The organism is Nocardioides sp. Root682 (genome assembly GCF_001427795.1).
GTDB lineage: Bacteria > Actinomycetota > Actinomycetes > Propionibacteriales > Nocardioidaceae > Nocardioides.
Genome location: NZ_LMHJ01000003.1, coordinates 313,863 through 332,904 on the forward strand (window position 1 = coordinate 313,863; position 19,042 = coordinate 332,904).

At 62.2% G+C, this 19,042-nt stretch carries 18 protein-coding genes; 12 read left to right on the forward strand and 6 right to left on the reverse strand.

Annotation, left to right across the window (positions count from 1 at the left end; all coding sequences use genetic code 11):
* Nucleotides 1-283 precede the first annotated feature (283 nt).
* The 12 genes from ASD84_RS16740 (at nucleotide 284) to ASD84_RS16795 (ending at nucleotide 12,579) form a co-directional block, all read left to right on the forward strand.
* Nucleotides 284-1,531, forward strand: coding sequence for a cytochrome P450 (locus tag ASD84_RS16740; protein WP_056712925.1), 1,248 nt, complete (start codon nucleotides 284-286; stop codon nucleotides 1,529-1,531).
* A gap of 211 nt (nucleotides 1,532-1,742) precedes the next feature.
* Complete coding sequence (locus tag ASD84_RS16745) at nucleotides 1,743-2,516, forward strand: MlaE family ABC transporter permease (RefSeq protein ID WP_082573704.1); 774 nt, start codon at nucleotides 1,743-1,745, stop codon at nucleotides 2,514-2,516.
* A gap of 9 nt (nucleotides 2,517-2,525) precedes the next feature.
* On the forward strand, nucleotides 2,526-3,392 hold the full coding sequence (locus ASD84_RS16750) for an MlaE family ABC transporter permease (RefSeq protein ID WP_056712927.1): 867 nt from the start codon (nucleotides 2,526-2,528) through the stop codon (nucleotides 3,390-3,392).
* Nucleotides 3,393-3,396: 4 nt separating this feature from the next.
* A complete protein-coding gene (locus ASD84_RS16755; protein ID WP_056712929.1) occupies nucleotides 3,397-4,620 on the forward strand; it encodes an MCE family protein in 1,224 nt (407 codons plus the stop codon).
* Complete coding sequence (locus ASD84_RS16760; RefSeq protein ID WP_056712930.1) at nucleotides 4,617-5,723, forward strand: MCE family protein; 1,107 nt, start codon at nucleotides 4,617-4,619, stop codon at nucleotides 5,721-5,723. Before ASD84_RS16755 ends, ASD84_RS16760 begins: the two co-directional genes overlap by 4 nt.
* Nucleotides 5,724-5,728: 5 nt before the next feature.
* The gene (locus ASD84_RS16765; RefSeq protein ID WP_056712932.1) at nucleotides 5,729-6,727 is read left to right on the forward strand and encodes an MCE family protein; all 999 of its coding nucleotides are present in this window, start codon (nucleotides 5,729-5,731) and stop codon (nucleotides 6,725-6,727) included.
* Between the two features lie 5 nt (nucleotides 6,728-6,732).
* Complete coding sequence (locus ASD84_RS16770; protein WP_056712934.1) at nucleotides 6,733-7,980, forward strand: MCE family protein; 1,248 nt, start codon at nucleotides 6,733-6,735, stop codon at nucleotides 7,978-7,980.
* Nucleotides 7,977-9,269: an MCE family protein gene (locus ASD84_RS16775; RefSeq protein ID WP_056712935.1), complete on the forward strand. Its 1,293-nt coding sequence runs from the start codon at nucleotides 7,977-7,979 to the stop codon at nucleotides 9,267-9,269. Before ASD84_RS16770 ends, ASD84_RS16775 begins: the two co-directional genes overlap by 4 nt.
* Nucleotides 9,270-9,271: 2 nt before the next feature.
* Entirely contained in the window at nucleotides 9,272-10,618 is a 1,347-nt protein-coding gene (locus ASD84_RS16780; protein WP_056712937.1) for an MCE family protein, read from the forward strand.
* Nucleotides 10,615-11,280: a hypothetical protein gene (locus ASD84_RS16785; RefSeq protein ID WP_156392051.1), complete on the forward strand. Its 666-nt coding sequence runs from the start codon at nucleotides 10,615-10,617 to the stop codon at nucleotides 11,278-11,280. The genes ASD84_RS16780 and ASD84_RS16785 overlap by 4 nt, the downstream gene beginning before the upstream one ends.
* On the forward strand, nucleotides 11,277-11,852 hold the full coding sequence (locus ASD84_RS16790) for a hypothetical protein (RefSeq protein WP_156392053.1): 576 nt from the start codon (nucleotides 11,277-11,279) through the stop codon (nucleotides 11,850-11,852). Before ASD84_RS16785 ends, ASD84_RS16790 begins: the two co-directional genes overlap by 4 nt.
* A 319-nt stretch (nucleotides 11,853-12,171) precedes the next feature.
* Nucleotides 12,172-12,579, forward strand: a complete 408-nt coding sequence (locus ASD84_RS16795; protein WP_082573706.1) for a nuclear transport factor 2 family protein — start codon at nucleotides 12,172-12,174, stop codon at nucleotides 12,577-12,579.
* Nucleotides 12,580-12,792: 213 nt separating this feature from the next.
* On the opposite strand, the gene ASD84_RS16800 is transcribed toward ASD84_RS16795, so the two are convergent.
* The 6 genes from ASD84_RS16800 to ASD84_RS16820 all read right to left on the reverse strand — a co-directional run bounded on the left by ASD84_RS16800 (nucleotide 12,793) and on the right by ASD84_RS16820 (nucleotide 18,991).
* Complete coding sequence (locus tag ASD84_RS16800; protein WP_056712942.1) at nucleotides 12,793-14,079, reverse strand: cytochrome P450; 1,287 nt, start codon at nucleotides 14,077-14,079, stop codon at nucleotides 12,793-12,795.
* Nucleotides 14,080-14,148: 69 nt separating this feature from the next.
* Nucleotides 14,149-14,499 carry a ferredoxin gene (gene fdxA / locus ASD84_RS24820; protein ID WP_082573708.1) on the reverse strand — a complete coding sequence of 117 codons (351 nt, stop codon included), beginning with the start codon at nucleotides 14,497-14,499 and terminating at the stop codon, nucleotides 14,149-14,151.
* Between the two features lie 3 nt (nucleotides 14,500-14,502).
* Nucleotides 14,503-14,970, reverse strand: a complete 468-nt coding sequence (locus tag ASD84_RS16805) for a hypothetical protein (RefSeq protein ID WP_200954619.1) — start codon at nucleotides 14,968-14,970, stop codon at nucleotides 14,503-14,505.
* 13 nt (nucleotides 14,971-14,983) lie between these two features.
* A complete protein-coding gene (locus tag ASD84_RS16810; protein ID WP_056712943.1) occupies nucleotides 14,984-16,078 on the reverse strand; it encodes a zinc-binding dehydrogenase in 1,095 nt (364 codons plus the stop codon).
* A 55-nt stretch (nucleotides 16,079-16,133) separates the two neighbouring features.
* Nucleotides 16,134-17,579, reverse strand: a complete 1,446-nt coding sequence (locus ASD84_RS16815; RefSeq protein WP_082573710.1) for an aldehyde dehydrogenase family protein — start codon at nucleotides 17,577-17,579, stop codon at nucleotides 16,134-16,136.
* A 62-nt stretch (nucleotides 17,580-17,641) separates the two neighbouring features.
* On the reverse strand, nucleotides 17,642-18,991 hold the full coding sequence (locus tag ASD84_RS16820) for an NAD(P)-binding protein (protein ID WP_056712945.1): 1,350 nt from the start codon (nucleotides 18,989-18,991) through the stop codon (nucleotides 17,642-17,644).
* Nucleotides 18,992-19,042: the final 51 nt, after the last annotated feature.

A 19,042-nucleotide genomic window follows, 5' to 3' on the forward strand; every position in this document is an offset into this window, starting at 1 on the left:
GCGGCGTTGCTCAGGCGGCGTTGCTCAGGCGGCGTTGCCGGCGGGTGATCGGAACCCAGTTACCTGGCGCGGCGACGGGCGTCGACGAGGTTCAGCGACGCACCAAAATCGAAAGCAGGGCAGTGACCCACACCACTTCGATATGATATCGTGATATCGCAGAGTCGAACAGGCAGTCGCCGGCCACAGCTAACGAAGACATGTGCGACGACGAAACAACTGCTCTCGATCACCCAATGACTGGAGAGGCGCGAGAGCGCCTCCTGATGAAGGAAGAGGCGGCATGAAAACCACCGTCGACCTCCCGCGATTCGACCCGACTGACGGGTCGATCCTGCGAGACCCATACCCCACCTACGCCCAGTACCGCGAACTCGACCCGATCCACTGGGGCATGTCGAACATGGACGGCCTTGCCGGCTCCTGGTACCTCTTCCGACACGACCACAACTCGGCGCTGTTGAGTAATGGCTCGCTCTTTGCCAGCGACCCGGCATCCGTTGGACAGGTGCACAGCGTGCCGGAGGCGTTCCGGCCCATTGCAGAAATCCACCAGCGGTGGCTCGGTGGACGTGATGAGCCGGACCACCGGCGACTCCGAATCATCATGGCCAAGGCGTTCACGCCCAAGCGCATCAACGCCCTTCAGCCCAAGATCGCGGAGATCACCAAGACCCTCCTCGCAGAAGCGATCGAGAAGGGCAACGGACAGTTCGACATGATCGCCGACGTCGCCTTCCCGCTGCCCATGGCAGTCGTTGGCGAGGCCCTCGGGGTCAGGCGCGATGACTGGGATCTGTTCCAGCGCTGGGCTGCCGACATCTCCCACGCAGTCGACAAGGCCGGCGACCCCGAAGCGGGCGCCCTCGGTGCGGCCGCGATTCTCGCAATGTACGACTACTTCGCGGAACTGGTTGCCGAGCGCCGAAACAACCCTGGCGACGATCTCCTCAGCACGATGGTCGCAGTGGCCGACGACGAGGGTCAGCCGATGTCTGAGTTCGATGCCATCGCCATCGCAACGGAGCTTGGCGTCGCGGGGCACGAGACCACAACCAATGGAATCGCCAAGTCCCTCATCGGTCTGATGGACCAGCGCGCACAGTGGGAAGAGTTCAAGACGTTCGACGGTGACGCCCTCGACGGAGCCATCGACGAACTCCTCCGCTGGTCGACGCCCGTCCAGCGCCAGCGTTGGCGCTGGGTCACCGAAGACACCGTTCTCGGCGACCGTGAGTTCAAGCGGGGCGACAGCGTCGTTTCGATTCTGGCAGCGGCCAACCGCGATCCCGAGGTCTTCCCGGACCCCGACGCCATCCGGTGGGGGCGGCCAACTGGCAAGCACCTGACCTTCGGATTCGGACCTCATTTCTGCTTGGGCTCCAACCTCGCGCGTCTTGAGATGCGAATCGCCCTTTCCGAAATTGCGTCCCAAGTTCCCAACTTGCAGCTGTCCCTGGACTCAAGCGACATCCCGTGGCGTGACAACTCGATCATCCCTGGTCCCGCCGAGGTCGTCGTACGAGCTTGAGCTAGCGAGCTGGCACAGAAAGCACCTAGCGCCCGGAAGATCTCAAGAAACGAGCAACCATGCTGTTCCAGGACCACGTTCGGCAGGCCCACCGGGTTCGCCGGCTAGCTGGAGCCCGCTGTGCCTACGAGCAGTCTCGGGCTTGCACCGCCAAGTGCGGGCGACGCAAGCCTGACAAGGACCGGAACCGACTTTGCGATGGCGGACGCCGATGAGCAGCATTGCGGCGTCCGCCTCCCGCAAACTCCACCCGCTGGGGAACTTCGTGGCCTTCAGCATGGACACGTTCACCATGATGTTCAAGAGTCGTCTGCAATGGCGTGAGTTCATCCAGCAGACCTGGTTCATCACCAGCGTGTCCCTCGGTCCTGCAATCCTCATCTCCATCCCGTTCGTCGCACTCGTCACCTACCAGTTCAACAACGTTCTGGCAGAGATCGGCGCTATCGACCTCAGCGGCTCCGGTGCAGCCTTCGGAACCATTACCCAAATCGGACCAATCGCGACCACCTTCGTCATCGCCGGAGCCAGTTCGACCGCGCTGTGTGCCGATCTAGGGGCACGCAAAATCCGCGAAGAGTTGGACGCGATGGAGGTCCTCGGCATTGACCCCATCCGGCGGCTAGTCGTACCTCGCGTACTCGCCACAGCAGTGAACGCACTCCTTATCAACGGTGTCGTGATCCTCATCGGACTCGCCGGCGGATTCGCCTTCGCTGTATTCCTGCAAGACGCCAGCCCAGGACAGTTCATCGACTCGATGACCCTCTTGGTCGGATTCCCCGACCTGATCCACGCCGAACTCCGAGCAGTCGTCTTCGGACTCGTGGGAGCGCTCATCGCCTGCTTCCTCGGAATGAACGCAGGGGGCGGACCCCAAGGCGTCGGGAACGCCGTGAACGAGACAGTGGTCTTCACATTCATGGCCCTGTTCCCGATCAACATTCTGCTGACTCAGATTCCGTACTCGCTCGGAATCCTCTAGGGGCCTGACATGACAACGCTGAAGACCCTCGGTGACTCCGGATCCTTGGTGCCCTGGATCAGCCGCCATGCAACGCGCCCGCTAGGGCTATTGGACGCCCTCGGAAAACAGGCACGCTTCTACGCCAGGGCCCTCGCGTGGACACCTCGCGCCGTGTTCCACTACAGACGCGAACAGGTCCGGCTGATTGCCGAAGTCGGTATGAGCAACGGAACGCTCGCCGTCGTCGGCGGCTCCGCAATCATCACCCTCTTCATCACGTTCTTCGCCGGCATCACCGGAGGTGTGCAGACCTATCGCGCGCTCGCCGACCTCAACCTTGAGGCGCTCGGCGGCTTCACGTCCGCGATCATCAACCCGCGCCTACTGGTCCCTATCGTTTCCGGCGCCGCCCTCGCAGCCACCGTCGGCACCGGCTTCACTGCCCAACTGGGCGCGATGCGGATCTCGGAAGAGATCGACGCACTCGAGGTGATGGCCGTCCGATCCCTTCCATACCTCGTGTCCACCCGAGTCGTCGCCGGCATGTTCTGCGTTGGACCGATCTTCGCAATGTCACTGGTGGGAGCCTGGGTGGGTTGGAAAACCACCCAAGTTGAATTCTTCGGCCTGTCTGAAGGCACCTACGACCACTACATGAACACCTTCATGCAGCCCGTCGACATCCTGTTCTCCTTCATCCAGGCCGTCATCGTGGCAATGGTCGTCATCCTCATCCACACCTACTACGGCTACACAGCCTCCGGCGGGCCCGCCGGAGTGGGACTGGCAGTCGGCCGTGCCGTCCGCACGTCGCTCGTCGCCGTCCTCACCGTCCAGCTCTGCGTCGCCATGGCTCTCTACGGCGGCGTCAACACATTCAGGATTTCGGGGTGACACGATGACCACTGCCGCCCAACGACACAAAGCCGAACTCATCGAGCGTATTCGCGGCCGCGTCGCGGCGCTCGTGCTCCTTGCCCTCATTGCAGCAACGGCGAGCCTCACCGTCGCCATGTACAACAAGTCATTCGTCGACACTGCCACAGTCACGATCGAGACGGATCGCGCTGGCCTGCAAATGCGGAAGGGCACCGTCGTCAAGTATCGAGGCGTCGACGTCGGAGCCATCGAGAAGGCCGAAGTCAACGGCAGCGGCAACGTCACCGTGTCGTTGGCAATGAAACCGGAGATGCTCTCGGCGATCCCCGTCAACGTCCACGTCGCATTGCGACAGCTGACGGCCTTCGGCAACAAGGCCGTCGAACTCTCAGCCCCCAAGACTCCATCAACAGACCACCTCCAGGCCGGTGCCGTTCTACAGGCGTCAAGTGTCAGCGTGGAAGTCAACACCCTTCTCGACCGGTTGGACAGCATGCTGGGCGCTATCCGGCCGGCTCAGCTCAACAGCACACTCCGAGCCTTGGCAGACAGCGTCCGCGGACAGGGCGAGGGAATCGGAGAAATGATCGACCTCTCCGCCGAGTACCTAAAGAAGATCAACCAGGACCTTCCCCAGATCGGTCGAGGTTTCGACAAGGCTGCCGCGACCCTCGACCTCTACCGCGAAGTGACGCCCGACCTGCTCACCATCTTGGCGAACGGATCCATCACCGCGGACACGATCGTGCTCAAGTCAGCGCAGCTGAAACGAATGCTGCTTGCGCTCACCTCGCTCTCCTACGTAGGTGAAGACTTCCTAGTCCGAAACGGCGACGCCCTCGTCGACCTCTTCGCCTCGTCCTTGGCAGCAACTGACCTGCTCAAGAAGTACTCGCCGGTCTTCACGTGCTTCCTGCAAGGGATGGATCAGGCAAACGTCATGCTTGAACAGGCCTTCGGCACCAAGGTTGCGGGAGTCGACTCTCTCGTCACAGTTCTCCACGGCAACAAGGGCTACGAGAACCCGAAGAACCTTCCAGTCATGGCCGCAAACGATGGTCCGAACTGCCATGACATGCCCAAGTACGACGGAACGTACTTCCCGGAATCTCTCATGATTCCCTTCGACCGCGGCGGAGAACCCAACCCGCCCGGTTCGGACGCCGACAACCTCACCTTCAACGACCAGCCCCTCATCGTCCAGCTGTTCGGACCGCTCGCAGGGCTCGGAGGATCATCGTGAGCCGCTCATCCATTGCCATTCGCCGGCCCCTGATCTACACCCTTGTGTTCGCCATCTGCACAAGCGTCGTCCTCGCGTTTGTCGCAATGGAGTTCGGTGACTTCAAGTTCGGTGACCGCAAGCACTACAGCGCGATCTTCACCGACGCATCACTGCTGCTTGAAGGCGACTCCGTCATGGTCTCAGGCGTCGAAGTCGGCTCCATCGATGACGTCTCCGTGCACAAGGAAGACGACGCCCTCATCAGCTTCAACGTGAAGACCGAAGTCGTCCTCGCCGTAGGCACCAACGCCGTCATCCGATACCGCGACCTCACCGGCGACCGCTACCTCGAACTCGTTCCCGGCCCAACAAAAAACCCCGAGCTTCCCGACGGCGCGACCCTCCAACTCAAAGACACGCGCCCCGCGTTGGACCTCGACCTCCTCCTCGGCGGGTTTGAACCCCTCTTCGAGGGACTCGACCCTGGACAGGTCAACCAGCTCGCCGGCGAACTCGTCAGCGTCCTCCAAGGACAGGGCGGAACCATCGAGTCCATTCTCGAACGCATTGCCTCGTTCAGCACCACCATCGCCAACAAGGACAAGGTCATTGGCCAGACCATCGAGAGCCTCAACTCGGTCCTCAAGAACCTAGACACCCACACGGTTGGCCTCAGCCAGACCATCACCTCCCTGCAGGAACTGACCACAGGTTTGTCGAGCGACCGAAGCCGGCTCGGACGATCGTTCGGCAAAGTCGAAGGCCTCGTCACAAGCGTGGACGGACTTCTCGAAGAACTCCACGGCCCGCTCGACGGAATGGTCGAAGAACTCGGGCGCACCGTCACCCAAGCCAACAAGGGCGCGGACACCATCAACGAGGTCCTGCGGCTCCTTCCAGGTGCATACCTTCGGATCGGTCGGCTCGGAAGTCGTGGCGCGGGCTACAACATCTACCTGTGCTCGCTGCGAGTACGACTCGACGGCCCCAACGGAGGGTCCCTGTACACGCCCTACATCGGACCGGACCCCTCTCTCGATCGCTGTCAGCTCGGGACCGCCCCGTTGGAGACCCCTGAAGAGCGAATCGCAAAAGAAGAAGCAACGGAAGAGAAGGGCTAAACGAGATGAGCTTCCGTGAGCGCAACCCAGCGAAGATCGCAACAATCACAATCGTCGCGGTATTGATCTCAATCGTCGGATCCTTCCAGATTTCCAAACTCCCGGTCCTTGCTGGCATGACCCTGCACGCGGAATTCGCTGAAGCAGGCGGCCTCAAGCCGGGTGATCCTGTCCAGGTCGCCGGCGTCCCGGTCGGCAAAGTGATCAACGTTCGACTCGGCAAAGGGAAGGTCGAAGTCCAACTCACGGCCAAGGACGTCACCCTCGGCAGCGAAACAACTGCTGCCATCAAGACAGGCACCTTGTTGGGTGCCCGCTACATCGACCTGAACTCGGCTGGAGACGGCAACCTCAAGACAGGCGGGCGGATTCCGATCGAACGAACCACCTCGCCCTACAACGTGCAGTCCGCACTCAATGAACTCGCCGGCGAAATCCGGCCGCTCGACCTGGACCTGATTTCAGAAGCGATCAAGACCTTCTCCGACACCTTCCGCCAGTCCTCGGACGACATCGGCCCGGCACTTGAAGGAGTCAGCGCGCTCTCCAAGACCATCAGCACTCGAGACGTGGCGCTTCGTGAACTGTTCGCTCGGGCCGAAAAGGTGACCGGCACCTTCCGCGAGCGCACCCAACAGATCACCAAGCTCGTACAAGACGGAAACCTTCTACTCGCAGAACTCCAGGTTCGCAGAGCCGTGATCGGACGCCTCATCGACAACTCGGCCGCCGTAGCAAACCAAGTCAGCCGCTTGGTGAAGGAAAACCAGGCCGACTTGAAGCCTGCACTGGACGAACTCAACTCGGTGTTGCGCGTGCTTCGAAAGAACCAGTCGAACATTGTTGCCGCCGTGAAGCGTGCCGCAGCCTTCATCACCGGACTGGGCGAGGGCGTTGCCCATGGACCGTGGTTCAACGGCCACGTCGAACTGCCACCGGGAGTCGTCGGACTCCAACAGTTTGCTCCCAAGCTCCCCATCTCTGACCCGAACGCCGGAAGGTGACACCGATGGGACGAAAGATCGCAATCATCCTGATGTGCCTCGCCACGGTTGGAGTTGGCTTCGCCCTGCTCTCTGATACAGCGTCCGGCCGCAAGCACGGCGTGGCCTACTTCGACTCGTTCACCAACGTCTACCAGTCGGACAAGGTACGGATCCTGGGCGTCGAGGTCGGCACCATCGACAAGGTCGTTGCCGAACGGGACCGAGTCCGCGTCGAGTTCAGCTATGACGGCGACTACAGCCTGCCAGCTGACGTACAGGCCGCAATCGTTTCCCCCACGCTGGTCGCAACACGGTTCATCCAACTCTCGCCCGCCTACATAGACGGGCCCACCCTGTCCGAGGGTGGAGAGATCCCACTGGAACGTACCGCCTCGCCGTTGGAATACGACGACCTCAAGTCCGAGGTATCCGAAATCTCGAAGGCACTCGGACCAGGCGCGAAGGGACAGAAGGGGGTGCTCGCGGATCTAGTCGCCGTTGGAGCGGACCTCGGTGAAGGTCAAGGCAAGAACTTCAACACCATGATCACCGACCTTTCTGCGGCTCTATCAACGTTGGCCGAAGGCAGAGGCGACATCTTCGGGACGGTGCGCAACCTGCAGATCTTCATCAGCGCTGTCGCGCAAATGGACGGCGACGTTGCCCAGTTCAACCGACGCCTCGCGGGGGTCGCCGACCTCCTGGAGACCAACGGAGACGACCTCAACCGCGCCTTCACCAGCGTCGACCGCGCGGCCCGACTCGTCAGGCGCTTCGTCAAGCAGAACCGCCCGGGTATCGCTGACGCAACCGACCAACTTGCCGAACTCATGACCACGCTGGCGAACTCACGAGACGACCTCGCAACTCTCCTGCACGTCGGACCAAACACGCTGACCAACTTCTACAACATCATCTCGCCGCGGATGCAGACCCTCACCGGCGGATTGATGCTCGACAACCTCGGGACGCCGGGACAGTTGGCCTGTGCGTTCGTGTCAGCACAGTTGGCGCAACAGCAGGCAGCAGACACCACCTGCAACGAGACCCTCGGCCCGCTGCTCGACAAGTTCGGGATCTACAACCTCCCGGTCGGAACCGGTGGTCCGCTGCAGTTCCCCGGTGGTGGCGCGCCTTATCTCAACGACAAGGCCCCCGATAAGACAGCCGGTACACCGGCGTCCGGTGCACCATCGGACGAAGCGCCGGCACCTCCCGTGTCGGGACTGGAAAGCCTGCTGCTGCCCCTCTTGAGTGGAAGTAGCCGATGATGTGGACCACGAAGCGAACTCGTCGAACGACCATTCAACTCGCGGCGCTGGCCATCATGGTTTCGCTCTCAGGATGCGGTTACGAGAACCTCAACTCGCTCACCTTGCCCGGCACCACCGGGACCGGGGACGACTCCTACACGCTCACCATCCGGGTACCCAACGCCCTCAACGTGGTGCCGAACTCTCCCGTACGCGTCGGCGACCTAGAGGTCGGCACCATCCGCAAGGTCGAACTCGACGGCGTCCAGCCCGTGATTACCATCAGCGTTCGCGATGACGTCCAGCTCCCCGAGAACGTCACCGCCAGGATCGGACAGACCTCCTTGTTCGGTGCCAAACACATCGAACTCCTCGCCCCGGCACCCGAAGTAGCCCAAGGTTCACTGTCGGACGGCGACGTCGTCGAGTTGGCAAATGCTGGGGCGTACCCGACCACGGAGGACGTCCTGTCCTCAGTGGCCGCGCTCCTCAACGGTGGCGGGCTTGCCCAGATCAAGACAATCACCACCGAGCTCAACCGCGCCCTCGGTGGACGCGAAGGCACCACACGACAGGCACTTGCTCAAACCGAACAGTTCGTGACCGGACTCGATCGGCAACGGGACGAGATTTCGCGAGCGATCGATTCCCTTGACGGCTTTGCGCGCGACTTCAAGAAGGGCAACAAGACCATCGCCCGTGCCTTGGAGACGTTCCCTGACGCTCTCGACGTTCTCTCGAAGGAGCGCGAGCGACTGATCGCCATGCTCGAAGCGCTGGGACGCTTCGGGGATCAGACCACGCGATTCATCAACAGGGGCGGCGCGAACCTGACCCAGAACATCGCATCGCTCGAACCTGCCCTGAAGGCACTTGCAAACGCGGGGACCTCGTTGACTGACTCGCTCTACCTGCTAGGCACCGTCACCTTCCCGATCCGCACCATGGACGAATACATCCGCGGTGACTATGTCAACCTGTTCGCCACCCTTGATCTTCGACTCGAAAGCCTCGACAAGGCATTGCTCACGGGCACCCCCCTTCAGGGGATCCTGACCTCTGCAAGTGGATTGCTCGGCCAAACGATCGGCCTCGGCGGAACCGCAGGAAACCCCCTTACGGACCCGATCAAGGTGACTGAACCACTAGTGCCGACAGATCCAAGCGCAGGCGCGGCAGGCGAAAAGCCTGGCGCCACCAAGGGTGAATCGACAACACCTGAGAAGGCCCCGGCTCCGAACGGGAACGTGGGCACTGGTCTCTTGGATCTGCTGTCCGGACTCCTTGGTCAAAAGGCAGGTGGCTAACGATGATCACTCGTCGTGTCAGAACTCAGCTGATCGTATTCGGTTGCCTCACCGTCATCGCGCTCGCGCTGATCTTCTTCCACTACACGCGAATCCCGGCACTCATGGGCGTCGGACAACAGACCGTAACGGCACGCTTCGCCGAGGGCGGAGGCATCTATCCACACGCCAACGTGACCTATCGCGGCGTCCCGGTCGGAAAGGTCACCCACGTCAGGCTCGCTCCAGTCGGCGTAGACGTTGAAATGCGGATCGAAGAATCAGCCGAAGTGCCGGCCGCCGTAAAGGCTTCCATCAAGAGCATTTCCGCGATCGGCGAGCAATACGTCGACCTAGTGCCATTGAGCTCAGAAGGCCCCCTGCTCGCCGACGGGGGCAGGATCGCGCTCGAAAACACTGAGTTGCCCGTACCTATCTCCAATGTCCTCGACGATGTGGATTCGTTGGTTGGTTCGATCCCGCGCGACGACCTTACGACGGTCCTGGACGAGCTCGAGTACGGCTTCGACGGTCTGGGTCCCGAGTTGGAAGATCTAACTCGAAACGCACGTCTACTTTTAGACGAGGCAAACGCGAACTACGACGAGACAAATACCCTCATCGACGACGGCGAGCAGGTACTCGACACCCAACTAGCCTCAAGCGAGTCGATCCGGGCGTGGAGCGCCGACTTGGCCGAGTTCACCACCGACCTGCGATCAGGGGACAAACAACTGCAGGCGGTCCTTGAGAGCGTTCCTGGAGGCGCCGCGGAGATTGAGGGGCTTCTGAAGGACATCTCCAACGACGTGCCGGTCCTCACCCACAATGCCGACATCGTCGCGGACCTCCTGAGCGCGTACAGGAAGCCATTGGAGCAGGTTCTTGTCGTGTACCCGATGATCGCCGCAGGCAACATCTCGATGATGAACCCCGACTACGAGGGTCTCTTCGGCGTGTCATTCAAGACGGTTGCGAACTATCCGGGTGGCTGCAATGAGGGGTGGCAGGGCCCAGCAGACCCGCTTGGCTCACGTGGCCCGCACTTCCTCGCGGACATGCAGTCCGACCCGAATGCCTACTGCAAGATCGCACAGAGTGACCCCAGAGTGGTGCGCGGAGCGCGCAATCTCGAGTGCTTCGAACCAGGGGCGCCGGAAGGTCGCCGTGCCGCGACGGTCCAGCAGTGTCGCGGAGGAGGATTCAAGGCCAACCCGTTGCCGTATGACGGCATAGCGGTCCCCAACCCGCTGTCCGGGGTTGGAGACAACCTCCTCGACCTGATCGGTACGCCCATAAGTCCAACACGGGCCCGCAATGAGGACTCCCTAGAGGGATTGCTCCTAGGTCCGGCAAGGAGTCAGCGATGACAGCACCAAAGGCAGTCCCGCCTCCCGAGGTCGCTCTCGACGAACCTGATCCGGATACATCATCCGCGAGCGAGCCGGATATCGCCGCGGAAGACAGGGAGGATCCGGACACAACCGAGCCTGAACTCGGTTCCGACCTCAACGACGATGAGACCACTCCCAGTGCCGGACCAAAGCCAGCTCGACCGAAGGTCATGGCCGCAGTTCTCGCGATCCTCCTTCTTGCCGGTGTAGTCGCCAGCGTCACCCTCGGCAACGAATGGCGAGATGATCGCGAGCGATCCAAGTCCAGAACTGCGGCGGTATCAGCAGCGCGGGATGTCGCCGTTGCTCTAGCCACCATCAACTTCAAGACAGCTGCTGACGACATCGCAAGGGTCTCCGACCTGGCCACCGGTGCATTCGCGGAAGAGGTCGCGACGAACCTCGATGGCCAAACCCAGATGGTCAAGAAGTTCAAAGTCGTTAGCACCGGCAAGGTCATCGAGGCGGGCGTCGTGTCCGAAAAGGGTGGCCTCACGACTGTTGCGGTCGCCGTTGCCAGCACAGTCAAGAACTCAAAGACGGGCAAAGGCGAGGAGCGGTGGTATCGAATGACGATTGAAATGAAGCCCCAGGATGACGGCCGTTGGTTGGCATCGAAGGTCGAGTTCGTCCAATGACAACCGATGCTGCACCCACCAAGCTACTCGTGTTGCCGCGACTAGGTGCGATTCGTGAACGCCTCAACTTCACACGTGCACCTGGCACCGGCCCGTGGATGAAGCGAACGATCGCGCTGCTGACCGTCCTGGTAGTCGTCGCCGCGTCGACCACGATCTTCCTGTTCCTGAAGACCCGCGGCGCAGACGCGACAGAGACCGCCAGAACCGAGGCGTTGGCCGCCGCCCAGTCGGCCGTTCCAGAACTGCTCTCCTACGATTTTAAGGAGATCGCGGAGGCTCCCAATCGGGCAGCGCCGTTGCTCACCGGTTCGTTCAAGGACGAGTACGAAGGCCTGCTGCGCGACAGCATCATCCCGGCAGCGACCAAGGGCCAACTCGTCACCCGCACCCAGGTTGCGACAGCGTCGGTGATCTCGGCGACAGAAAGTGAAGTCAAGGTCCTGATGTTCCTCAATCAGGTCTCCAGCGGCAAGGGCGCCGCGGCTCCCATCGCCACAGGCTCTCGTGTTCGCGTCACCATGAAGCACGACGACGAAACCTGGCGCGTCGCCGGCATCGACCCCCTCTGACCAAGGCTGCCACTCACCTACGATCCGCTGAGCGGAGCCGGAGCCGCCGCGGACTAATGGCTCATCCACCTTGGGGCCGCCGCTGCGGCAACGTGGCCGGCTTGGTGACCGGCGGGCCAAGGCCAGCTTCGTGGTCCTCTCTCGGGCCGCGAACCGACGCCCCACGAGAGGCGGACACCACGATGCCACGCCGCCGACCCCTGTCGCCCGCTGACCAGTGTCGCCCAACGGTCTACACGTGAAGTCGAGTGCCTGTGCACCTTGTCTTCTAACCCCGTTCGCCGTTCAGTCTCGCCATCCGAGGAAGCAGGTTCGTGCCATGCCATCAGAAGCCACCACCGAATGCGTTGTGAACCAGTTCTACAACGCGGCCCTCTCAAAGGACTTGGTCGCAATCGCGGCCATCCTGCACCCGAATGTGATCGTGCACGAAGCATCCTCGTTGCCGTACGGCGGAGCTCACGAAGGTCGTGACAACGTCCTGATCCTTCTCGCCATGCTGTTCGACGGCATCCCCCTCGAATTAGTAGTCCGCTCCGAAGTTCTGATCAGTGGGTCCCGCGCGGCTGCGTTCCTCGAGGTTCCGTTCGGGTTTGACGACTCGGCAAACCCGATCAGCATGCCCGTCGTAGAGACCTTCGTTGTCGAGCAAGGCTTGATAACCCAGATCCGCCCCTACTACTTCGACACGGCGGCAATCGTTGAAGCGCTCTCAAACCCTGGCTGAGCCACCGGCCCCAAGCGACATTGCGCGGGAGACAGGGCCGGGCCCTGCGAGCAGGAGAGGTTGTTGCAGACAAGATCGTCGACGAGTTCCAGTCGAACGATCCGCGCTCTCACGCCGTTCCGGACAAAACAACTGAAGGACGTCGGTGTGGTGGCCCCCACGGTTCACTCCGACGTCCTTCAGTTGCATGTGCGGCTCTCGACCACACTCGCACTACACAGCGGTCAGTGAGATCTTCTTGTAGCCGCGAATAAGCAGACTCTCGCTGAGTTCCAACGGCTCCGTCTCGTCCAACTTGAACCGCTGGAGGTGAGGCAAGAGCGCGCTAAGCGACCGATGCGCCTCAAGCCGCGCAAGGGGAGCGCCGAGGCAGAAGTGGATGCCCTTGCCAAAGCCGAGATGCGCAGTCGTTCGAGTGATGTCGAACATCTCCGGATTCTCGAACACCTTGGGGTCCCGGTTTGCGGCACCGATCATGATTGCGATCATGGCGTCCTTGGGGATGACCGTTCCCTCAACCTCGACCTCTTCCAGGGTCTCGCGGAACAGGAACTGGAACGGCGACTGAAGTCGGACGCCTTCCTCGAGCGCGCTGGCGACCAGGTCCGGGTTCTCCTGCAGGAGCGCGAGCTGGTCGGGGTGGCGGAGGAGTTCAACCACCGTGTTGCCGAGGAGGTTTGTTGTGGTCTCATTGCCAGCAGCCATCACGACCAGGAGGAACAGCACGGTCTCAGTGACGGTCATCGTGTCGACTTCAACGGCCTTGACCAAGTCACTGATCATGTCATCCTGTGGATTGATTCTCCGGTCCTCGATCAGAGGAACGAAGTACTCGGCGAACTCCTTGAGCATGCCGAACAGCTGCGCCATCGTCTCGGGGCTTCCCCGGTTCTCGCTCTGGGGCAGGTTGGCCAGCATGTCGGACCACCGACGAACATCACCGTGCCGGTCTGGGGTGATGGACAGCAGATCGGCAATCACGCCCACAGGCACCGGAACCGCGAGCTCGCTAACCAGTTCAAAGTGGTCGCGGTCCTCGATGCCATCGAGGCACTCGGTCACGATCTCGTCAATGCGTCCCTTGAAGGCGGCAATGCGGCGAGCTGTGAGCCCACGGTTCACGATCTTGCGCTGGCGAGTGTGCTGTGGCGGATCCGCGCCGACGATGACTCGAGCCAAGAGGATCTCGTCGAAGTCCAGCGGCAAGTCCTCCGCGAGCTCCGCCAGCGCTCCAAGGGACTCGACGCTTTCGGCGTCGTTGAGGTCGATCTTTGGCGGGAAGCCGATCGTTTCGTCCTGATTGGGACGGTTGGAGAACAATTCAGGATGCGACAGGACGTACTCGACGCCCGCGAAGCTTGAGATCACCCAAGTGCCGGACGGCGCCTGATAGACCGGTGCGTCACGGATCAGTCGCTGATAGGTGTCGAAGAGACCCTCGCGGCAGGCGGGGTCCCAGGGCTCGTAGTACAGGTCGGCAGGGGCATCGGAGGTCGTCACGGAATTCCACCCAGATTCTTTGAATATCGATTGCGTGTGATGCGGTGTCGGGCCGCGGAGCCCAACCGGTCAGTTCTCTGCGGGTGCGCGGGGCGGGAAGGCCGCGACGTATGGAGTGTCGGCAGCAATGACGCCGACGTCCAGGGCACCACCCGGGTTGCCTAGCGGGGTGCCTCCCACGAGAGGCAACGTGAAGAAGTTGGCATTGCTCGTCAGTGCCTCAGCGTGTTCCTCAGGTAGGTCATCTGCGTAGTGGATTGCTCCAACGGGACACGCGGGCTCGCAGGCCCCACAGTCGACGCACTCGTCGGGATTGATGTACATGGACCGTGCGCCTTCGTAGATGCAGTCCACGGGGCATTGCTCAATGCAGCTCCGGTCCAAGACGTCGATGCATGGTTCAGCGACGACGTAAGGCATTGCTCATCCCTCCTGGGAGTCTGGCTGGCCGAGCCCGTTGGGCTGGCCGGCGGTCGGAATCGACTCCTGCGACGCGTGCAGTTCGTACAGGTAGCCGGCATACATGCCAAAGGCCGGTTGGAGTGCCGGCAGCAACTTCAGCAACTTCGTCACGGGACCGTTGACCCGGACCTTCTTCTTGGCCAAGGCCATTGGAACGTTGAGGTCACCCAGCCAGAACACGTGCCCATCGCGTGTAGACATGCTGAGTTCGACGTCGACATCCTGGATGATGGCCGCGTCGCCGACAGTTACAACAGGCGGGTCCTGTCGACCGTTCATCGTTACTACGCATGTCGGGTCGGTATAGGTCACACGGAACGAAGTCGCGGCGTTCACGAGTTTTGGCCTGATGGCCGGATGCTCAGCGACGAGACGCATGAAGCCGCCCAGGACGCGCTCAGCGTCCGCAGTGGAGTCGAACTCGTTCATCGGTCTCTCGTCTCTACTCGTCGAACGTGATCACGCCGCGCCCCGGACCCGAGCCGACCTCGGCCAGGGCTGTGGCGATGTCGCCGAGGGCGTATCGGCGGGTGATGAGTTTGTCGACCGGGAACCGGCCCTCCATGAAGAGATCAAGGATGGCTGGGATGTCGACATGGGGGCGGATCGACCCGTTGGTCGTTCCGGTGATGCGCTTCTCAGATAGCAGCAAGAAGAGGGGGACCGTAGCAACGGCCATGACGTCACCCAGGCCGATCAGTACAGCCTCGCCGCCAGCCCGCGTGGCTGCGATGGCGAGGTTCATGGTGTCTGAAATGCCGACAACATCGAATGCGTGGTCAACGCCCCGGCCCGTGAGTGCCATGACCTCGCCGAGAATGTCAGTCGACTCGTCGGCAACGATCGTGTGTGTCAGGCCGAGTTCCATCGCGAGGTCGCAGGCTTCCTTGCTGCGGTCGACGCCGATGATCGTGGTTGCGCCGCTCAGACGTGCCGCCATGACGGAGGCGAGTCCAACACCCCCAAGGCCGATGATGAGTACTGAGGCAAAGGGAGCAACGCGAGCTTTGCGGACCACCGCTCCGTAGCCGGTGGTGACGCCACATGCCAGGAGCGCTGCGACCTCGAGTGGTGCGTCCTCGCGGATCTTCACAGCGCACTGCTCCGGCACAACGGCGTATTCGGCGAAGGAGGACTGCAGAAGGTAGTTGTGGATCGTCTCGGAGCCCTTGCTCAACGGCGTCGTCCCATCACCCAAGGTGCCTGCGAGCTGCCGGGGTGCACTGATCTCGCATAGGCCAAATGCACCGTTCTGGCACTGATAGCACCGTCCGCAACCGTCAGTGATGGAGAGAACGACATGGTCTCCCGGGGACAGGCTGGTGACGGCTGACCCGACGGCGTCAACGATCCCGGCGCCTTCGTGGCCGAGAACGACTGGTGTCGGTACGGGTACCAGTCCGGACAGGCCCGTCACGTCGGAGTGACAGACTCCAGTCGCGACGAGGCGAACGCGTACCTGCCTCGGACCGGGAGTGGGGATGTCGATGTCTTCGACGGTGATGGTTCCGGGTTCGCGAACGACTGCTGCCTTCATGATGTGCTCACTTGTCCTAGGTGGTGACCGGGTCGAGTTCGGTGGTGGGCTGGGATCAGCCCGGCATCGGGGCGCGCCAGTTGCTGATGACCTGCGGTTCGGTGTAGGCGTTGAGGCCGATGGCCCCGTACTCCCGACCGATCCCGCTCTGCTTGATGCCGCCGTAGGGTGTGATCGGGTGGACGCCGAACATGCCGTGGACGTTGATGAAAGAGCCGCCTGCATCGAGCTGGCGGGCGACGGACTCGGCGCGGTCCAGATTCGGCGACCACACTGATGCCGTGAGGCCGTAATCCGTGCCGTTGGCCATGGCGATTGCCTGTTCGACTGACCCGTAGCCCTGAATCGGAAGTACCGGGCCGAACTGCTCGTCCGCAACCAGTGCATGGCCCTCGTCGAGGCCAGTGACGACTGCAGGGCGCACGAAGAAGCCCTGCGTTTCGTCGCCAGTAACGGTGCCGTGTTGTGTGACTTGTCCGCCCGAGGAGCGAGCTGCCTCGATCAGGCCGTTGACCCGCTTGAACTGGGTGTCTGTGGTGAGAGGGCCCATGGTCGTCCCTGCCTGGAGCCCGTCGCCGATGACAAAGTGGTCCAGAACGGCGCCGATGCCGGCGGCCAGTTCACCGACGCGTTCCGTGGGTGCGTAGACGCGCTTGACGTTGATGCAAACCTGGCCAGCCATCGAGTACGACGCCGTTACCAGTCCGGTGCACAGGTCAGCGTTGATCTCCTGGTCATCGAGGACGATCGCTGCATCATTACCGCCCAACTCCAGCAGCATTCGCGTGAAGGAAGTGGCTCCGGCAACGGCGGCCGCGCGACCTCCACCGATTCCGCCCGTGAACGATGTCATGTTGACCCCGGGGTGGTTGAACAGGGCTGAACCGACTGTCAGGTCCTCGCCGCTGACAGAGTTCAACACGCCCGCCGGAAGGACCTTGCCCAAAGCGCTGATGAGCTCAAGAACAGCAAGCGGCGCGACCGGGGAGGGCTTTAGTACGACGCAGTTGCCGGCGACCAACGCCGGGACGAACTTGCCAGCGGCAAGCCAGATGGGTGCGTTCCAGGCGATGGTCGCTCCGACCACGCCGACAGGCTTGCGGAACAGGCGGATCGTGCCGTTCTCGTCGCTCCACAGAGACTCGGGCACGTCTAGGGTCGGCGCGAGTGCTCCGAAGAACTCCGCAAGTCCTGTGAAGGCACCGGCCTCGATAGAACCCTCCATGAAGGTCTTGCCCTGCTCGCGGACCAAGAGAGTTGCTAGGTCGAGACCTGTGGTGGCGGCTACGGCATCTGCAAGAATCGCTGCCCGCTCGACCGCAGTCCTAGCGGACCACGCAGGCAGCGCGTGTCGGGCTGCACGAACAGCGGCGTCGACGTCTGCCTCTGTCAGGACTGGATAGGTACCGACAACTTCCCGATGGTTGGCTGGATTGTGAACCTGTGCTCGTTCCCGACCGCCGACGGATTCTCCGTTGATAGTGCAAGTTGCGTCAGACATCAGGGGCCTCCTACAGGCTTCGTTGCGATGGAAGGGTCGGTGAGATCGAAGGTCAAGGCGGGTCACCTTGTCCGTGCGACGGCGAGAAGGTCCGAGCGGTCCGCAATCTTGATGCGCGCCCTGTCCACGGCAGCGCCAAGTGCCACCTCGGCGGCGTCGATGGCCAGCCAGTCGTCCCACGTGACGGGCGTCGCGCCGTGTTCTGACATGAGGGCCTCGAACTCGCCCGAGTTGGGTAAGTCGCGACTCAGCAGACGGTCGGCGTCGGAAACGATGGACGCCACGGTCTCGGCGGCATCGACACGGTTGGTTCCGATCACACCCGACGGGCCGCGCTTGATCCAGCCTGCCGCGTAGTGGCCAACTCCCTGGTCGCCGCCGCGCCTGACCCGGCCCGCGTCGTTGGGCATCGTGCCGGATGATTCATCGAACGGAAGGTTGCCCAACGGGCGGCCGCGGTAGCCAGCGGCCCTAACGATCATCTCGACCGGGAGGTCTTCTTGGAACCCCGTCCCGACGACTCGTCCGTCCTGCTCGAGCTTTGTGCGTTCGAGGCGCAACGCGGACACGTGGTCCGTGCCCACGACCGCAGCCGGACGTTGGAAGAATCGAAGATGAAGACGGCGACGCGCGCCGCGGGGCGGAAGCTGCGACCAGCCACGAAGGATGTCAAGGTTGCGTGCCAAGTCCTTGCGTTCGGCGTACAGCTCCTCGGACCGTGCGTCCAGTACTAGATCGTCAGCGTTCACGATGACGTCGACGTCGGCCAGTTCGCCGAGTTCGCGGAGTTCCTTGGTCGTCCACTTTGCCCGAAGTGGATCGCCGCGGCCGATCAAGCTGATGTCCGTGATCTGGCTCCCGGCCAACGCGCCCAGAACCTCGTCGTGCATGTCAGTCACGAGTAGGTCGCCCGAGTCCTTGGCCAGAATGCGCCCAATATCGACGGCGACGTTCCCATTGCCAATGACTGCGACGGACGTGGCCGCGAGCAGATCGCCCTGCAAGTCTCGATCGGGGTGCCCGCAGTACCAGTTGACGAACCGCGCAGCCGACGTGCTTCCCGGGAGTTCCTCTCCATCGATGCCCAGGGGGCGATCGGTCGAGGCCCCGTAGCACCAGACGATGGCGTGATAGTGCTCGGCCAGAACGTCAACGGGGACATCCACACCAATGTCGACGTTCCCGATGAAACGAACTCGCTCGCGCCCCATCACTTTGGCCAGCGCGCCGACAACCGACTTCATTTTGAGGTGGTCGGGGGCAACGCCGTAGCGGACCAGTCCGTACGGCGAGGGAAGCCGGTCAAAAACGTCGACTCGCGCAGGCACCACAGATTGCGTGGTCAGGGCCTCAGCGCAATAGATCCCCGAAGGGCCCGCGCCGACGACGGCGACGCGAAGTTCGGTCGACATGATTTCAGTTGCTCCTCGTGCCTTCGACGACTGGCGGTTAATGCGGTTCAC